Origin of the sequence: Mycobacterium sp. KBS0706 (genome assembly GCF_005938675.2) — a bacterium.
Classification (GTDB): domain Bacteria; phylum Pseudomonadota; class Alphaproteobacteria; order DSM-16000; family Inquilinaceae; genus Inquilinus.
In genome coordinates this window covers 1-5139 of record NZ_VCCH02000204.1, presented here as the reverse complement: position 1 = coordinate 5139, position 5139 = coordinate 1, and the positions used below count along the sequence as shown (strand labels likewise).

At 72.3% G+C, this 5139-nt stretch carries 5 protein-coding genes; all 5 read right to left on the bottom strand.

Going from position 1 to position 5139, the window contains the following annotated elements:
- Positions 1–179: 179 nt before the first annotated feature.
- Positions 180–773 (bottom strand): CMD domain protein, encoded by a 594-nt coding sequence (locus tag FFK22_RS40870; RefSeq protein ID WP_138893548.1) that lies wholly within the window; start codon positions 771–773, stop codon positions 180–182.
- A 32-nt stretch (positions 774–805) separates the two neighbouring features.
- Positions 806–1846, bottom strand: a complete 1041-nt coding sequence (locus FFK22_RS40865; RefSeq protein WP_138893547.1) for a putative FMN-dependent luciferase-like monooxygenase — start codon at positions 1844–1846, stop codon at positions 806–808.
- A 13-nt stretch (positions 1847–1859) separates the two neighbouring features.
- Positions 1860–3479 carry an ABC transporter ATP-binding protein gene (locus FFK22_RS40860; protein WP_138893546.1) on the bottom strand — a complete coding sequence of 540 codons (1620 nt, stop codon included), beginning with the start codon at positions 3477–3479 and terminating at the stop codon, positions 1860–1862.
- Positions 3476–4342 (bottom strand): ABC transporter permease, encoded by an 867-nt coding sequence (locus tag FFK22_RS40855; protein WP_138893545.1) that lies wholly within the window; start codon positions 4340–4342, stop codon positions 3476–3478. The genes FFK22_RS40860 and FFK22_RS40855 overlap by 4 nt, the downstream gene beginning before the upstream one ends.
- Positions 4339–5139: ABC transporter permease (locus tag FFK22_RS40850; RefSeq protein WP_138893544.1), on the bottom strand; the 801-nt coding region annotated here is incomplete at its 5' end. The genes FFK22_RS40850 and FFK22_RS40855, both read right to left, overlap by 4 nt.

The window sequence follows — 5139 nt, the reverse complement described above, 5'->3', positions numbered from 1 at the left end:
CAGCCGGAAATAGTCGGATTTGGCGCGCGCCGCGTCGACCAGCCCGGCCAGGTGCCGTTCGGTCAACTGGTCGGCCGGATATGGCTCGAGCCAGGGCAGCCAGTTCAGCTCGTCCTGGGTGAAGACGGTCGGCTCTTGGTTCTCGGGATGGGTCAGCACGGTCTCGGTCATGGCGGGCCTCAAGCGACGGCCAGGGCGCGCAGCCCGGCGACGACGCGGATCTGGAAGGACAGGAAGGCGACCAGCTGCGACAGGGTGACGATGTCGGTGGTCGACCAGCCGGCATCGAGCAGCGCCTGCAGCGCCGCGGCGCTGGCGTCGCGCGGGCGGAACACCAGCAGATGCGTGTGCTCCAGCGCGGCTGCGAGGCGCGAGCCCAGCACCGAGCGGCCTTCGCCCGAGACGTGGTAGACCGGCCCGCGCCTGTCCTCGGCACTGAGCGGCCCTTCCGGGTAGCGGCCATAGGGCCCCTCCGCCCCTGCCCGTTCCGCCTCAGCAACCACGGCGGCGGCCAGGCCGGCGTCGCGCCCGGTCAGGGCCTCGGCGTAAAAGCGGACGGTCTCCGGCTCACGATGCAGCGCGGCGACGAAAGCCACGACGGCATAGCGCTCCAGGGCCGACACCGTTCCCGGCTCTTCGGGCTCGAACAGCGCCGCCCAGCTCTTCTGCGCGTTCTCGCGGGCCACGGGGCGCCGGTCCCGGATCCGGTCAAGGGCGGAGCCGCGCTCGATCCCGGCCAGCAGGTCGATCACGTCGGCCGTCGGTTCACTCATCGTCTGGTCCTTTTCCGAATGGTCCGGCGGCGTCAGCAGGACGCGGCGGCGAGGCGGATGTCATTGCCCTGGTCCTGGCGGGCCCAGCCGAAGGCGGGCGCCACCTCCTGCGCCACCAGCTCGATCGAGCGCAGGATGAAGGGGTGCGGCGGGTCGACCGAATGCACCTGCACCACCAGGTCGGTGGCGCGGCGCAGCGTGTCGTCGGCGCGCAGCGAGGCTATGACCTCGTCCGGCGTGCCGAGATGGACGTCGAAGGCGGCGATCAGCTGGTCCAGCGTGTCGCCCGGCGCGCCGCGTCCGGCGGCGGCGAAGCGGTCGGCCTGGCGGCGCAGGCCGCGCTCGGCGAAGCGCCGCGCCTCGTCCCGGCTGTCGGCGACATAGACGCTGCGCGACGCCAGGATGCGCGGTTCCTTGCCCGCCGGCAGCGCCGCCAGATAGGCGTCGACGACCGGGTCCTGGATCTCGGCCAAAGTGGCATGGGGCACCTCGGCCGGGCGGGGCTGCGTGCGCGACAGCATCAGCCCGTCGCCCGCCGCCCCGGCCCGGGCGCCGCCGGCGACCGAGAAGGTGGCCTGCCAGATCCGGCCCAGCAGCTGCGGCGCCGCCGGGTACAGCCTTGTGTCGGCGCCGTCCAGCGGCTTGCCGCCCCAGGCGTCGAGCAGCACCTGCAGGTGGCGGGCGAAGATCGTCGACCGCTCGGCGCTGTCGAGGCCGAAGGCGGCGAAGGCCGAAGGCGTCCCGCCGGTGCCGACCCCGATCTCGAGCCGGCCGTCGGACAGCAGGTCCAGCACCGCCGCATCCTCCGCCACCCGCACCGGGTGCTCCAGCGGCAGGGTGATGATGCCGGTGCCGAGGCGGATGCGCGAGGTGCGGGCCGCCACCTGCGCCAGGAACACCAGCGGCGCAGGCAGCCCGCCCTCGGGCTCGTGGAAATGGTGCTGGGCGACCCAGGCGCTGTCGAAGCCGTGCCGCTCCGCCGTGGTGATCTGCTCCGTCGCCAAGCGGTAGCGCTCCTGCGCGCTCGCCTCGTCGAGAAGCCGGGTGAAGAAGCCGAGCCGCTGGATGGTCACGGGAGGAAGCCTTTCATGCGGACAGAGCGAGTCGGCGCCCGGGAATGGCGTCGATCAGCTCGCGCGTGTAGTCGCTGCTCGGGTTGCGGAACACCGCCTCCACCGGCCCGGCATCGACCTGCCGGCCATTGTGCAGCACCGAGACGGTGTCGGCGATCTGCCGGACCACGGCGAGGTCGTGCGACACAAACAGATAGGTCAGGCCGAGGTCGCGCTGCAGCGTGTCGAGCAGGCCGAGGATCTGGGCCTGGACGGTGACGTCCAGCGCCGACACCGCCTCGTCCAGCACCAGCACCTGCGGGTCCAGCACCAGGGCGCGGGCGATGGCGACGCGCTGCCGCTGGCCGCCCGACAACGCCCGCGGTCGCCGGTCCAGCACCGCCTGCGGCAGGCCGACCCGGTCGAGCATGTCGCGCACCCTGCGGGCGCGGTCGGGCTTCGGCAGGCGCTCGAAGTTCAACAGCGGCTCCTCGATGATCTCGAAGATGCTCTGCCGCGGGTCGAGCGACCCGAACGGGTTCTGGTAGACCAGCTGGATGGTGCGGCGGAACCGGCGCAGCGCCTCGCCCCTCAGCGCCGCCGGGTCGGCGCCGCCGATCAGGATGCGGCCGGCGGTCGGCGTCTGGAACCCCACGACCGCGCGCACGGTGGTGGTCTTGCCCGAGCCGGATTCCCCGACCAGCGCATGGGTGGTGCCGCGCCGCACCGCGAAGGACAGGCCGTCGACGGCGCGGAAGCTGCCGCCGCGTCCCGGCAGGTCGAAATCCTGAACCAGCCCGTCGACCACGATGGCGTCCTCTCCCTCGCCCACCGGCCGCGGGGCGCGGCGCTCCGCTTTCGCCAAAGACGGCGCATCGGCCAGCAGTTGTCGCGTATAGGCGCTCCTGGGGGACGCCAGGATCTCCGCCGCCGCCCCCTGCTCCTGGATCCGGCCGCCCTGCAGCACGATCAGCCGGTCGGCGCGGTCGGCGGCGACGCCGAGATCATGCGTCACCAGCAGCACGGCGGTGCCGAACTCCCGCCGCAGCTCGTCGATCAGGTCGAGGATCCGGCGCTGCACCGTGACGTCGAGCGCGCTGGTCGGCTCGTCGGCGATGATCAGGGACGGCTGCAGCGCGATGGCGATGGCGATCAGCACCCGCTGCTTCATGCCGCCCGAAAGCTCATGGGGGTATTGCTGCGCCCGCAACTCCGGCCGCGACAGGCCGACCCGGGCCAAGAGCTCGACCACCCGCGCCCGGTTCGCAGCCTTGTCGCCGCGGCGGTGGATGGCCAGGATCTCCTCGACCTGGGCGCCGATGGTCTTGACCGGATTCAGCGAGCTGCCGGGGTCCTGCGGGATCAGGCTGATGCGGGCGCCGCGGATCGCGTCGAGCCGCTTCTGCGGCCAGCCGGCGATGTCGGTGCCGGCGAGCCGGATGGCGCCGCCATCGACCCGGCCGTTCTCGGCCAGGAGGCCGATGACCGCCTGGGCCGTGGTGGTCTTGCCGGAGCCGGATTCGCCGACCAGCGCCACCACCTCGCCCGGCTGGATGCGGAAGGAGACGCCGTCGACCACGCAATGCGCCCCGTCGCGGTCGCCCTTGTACGAGACGCTGAGGCTCTCGACCTCGAGCACCGGCGGCACGGTCATATCGTCCTCCGCCCGACCGACCGGCCGATGCGGTTGGCGGCCAGCACCACCAGCACCACGACCAGGCCGGGCACGGTGGTCAGCCACCAGGAGGTGGCGATGTAGTTGCGGCCCTCGGCGATCAGCAGGCCCCATTCCGGCGTCGGCGGCGGCGCGCCGTAGCCGAGGAAGCCGAGGGTGGAGATCTGCAGGATCGCCGTGCCGAACTGCACCGCGGCCAGGGCGATCACCGAGGTGACGGAGTTCGGCAGGACGTGCCGCCACAGCACGGCGCCGAAGCGGCCGCCGCTGCCGAAGGCGGCTTCGACATAGTCGGACCGACGCACCAGGATCACCTCGGACCGGGCCAGCCGGGCGAAGCGGCCGATCGAGGTGACGCCGACGGCGATCGCGGCATGCACCGTGCCGAAGCCGAGCAGGATGATGATGGCCAGCGACAGCAGCAGCGACGGCACCGACAGCAGCACGTCGACGATGCGCATCAGCACGGCGTCGGTCCGTCGGCCGGTCGACCCGGCGACCAGGCCGATCGCGGTGCCGACCAGAAGGCCGACGGCGACCGCGACGAAGGCACCGGACAGCGAGTTCACCGCGCCATGGACGATGCGGGCGAACAGGTCGCGGCCTAGCGCGTCGGTGCCGAGGATGTGCTCGGCGCCGGGCGGCCGCAGCTTCTCCCGCGGTACGCCGGCGATGGCGCTGTAGCCGGTGAACAGGCCGGGGGCGACGGCCCAGGCCGTGACGATGGCGATCACCGCCCAGGACAGGAGCAGGCTGGGCTGCGCCCGGCCGAACCAGGAGAAGGAGGGACGGCGGGGCGGCCGAGCCGGCACGGCCCGATCGGTGGTCTGCAGCGAGGTCATGCGGCGGCTCCGCGGGATCGCAGGCGCGGGTCCAGCACCGGGGCCAGCAGGTCGACGGCCAGGTTGACCAGGACGAAGCCGGCGGCGGAGAGCACGACGACGGCCTGGATCACCGCCGTGTCCTGGTTGCGCACCGCCCGTTCGGTCAGCGTGCCCAGGCCGTTCAGCCCGAACACGGTCTCAGTGATCACGGCGCCGGCCAGGATCTCGCCGAACAGCACGCCGGCGATGGTCAGGGCCGGCAGCAGCGTGTTGCGCGCCACATGCCGCCACAGCACCCCAGCGCGCGAGGCACCCTTGGCCCGGGCCACAGCGACGAAGGGATGGGTCGAGATCTCGTCGATGCTGCGCACCAGGATCTGCGCCAGCGGCGCCGAGATCGGCACCGCCAGGGTCAGCACCGGCAGGATCAGCCCCTCCCACGGCCCTGGGTTGATCACCGGGATCAGCTTCAGCCGGATCGAGAAGATCTGGATCAGCATGATGCCGAGCCAGAAGGTCGGCACCGAGACGAACAGCGACGGCAGCGACTGGATCGCCGAGCGCAGCCAGGCGAAGGCGGCGAGGCTGGACAGGGCGGCAATCGCCACTGCCAGCAGCACCGCCAGGGCAAAGCCGAAGCCGGCCAGCCAGACCGTCGGCGGCAGGTTGGCCAGCAGCGCATGCCCGACCGGCACGCCGGCCTGAACCGAAGTGCCGAAATCGCCGGTCAGGGTGTTGCCCAGCGTGTGCAGGTATTGCGACCAGAGCGGGCTGTCGGCGCCGTAGGACTGGCGGATTTCGGCGATCTGGTCCGG

Coding starts and splice junctions, on each gene's coding strand:
- FFK22_RS40870 (WP_138893548.1), bottom strand. CDS start 773: ATGAGTGAACCGACGGCCGACGTGATCGACCTGCTGGCCGGGATCGAG.
- FFK22_RS40860 (WP_138893546.1), bottom strand. CDS start 3,479: ATGACCGTGCCGCCGGTGCTCGAGGTCGAGAGCCTCAGCGTCTCGTAC.
- FFK22_RS40855 (WP_138893545.1), bottom strand. CDS start 4,342: ATGACCTCGCTGCAGACCACCGATCGGGCCGTGCCGGCTCGGCCGCCC.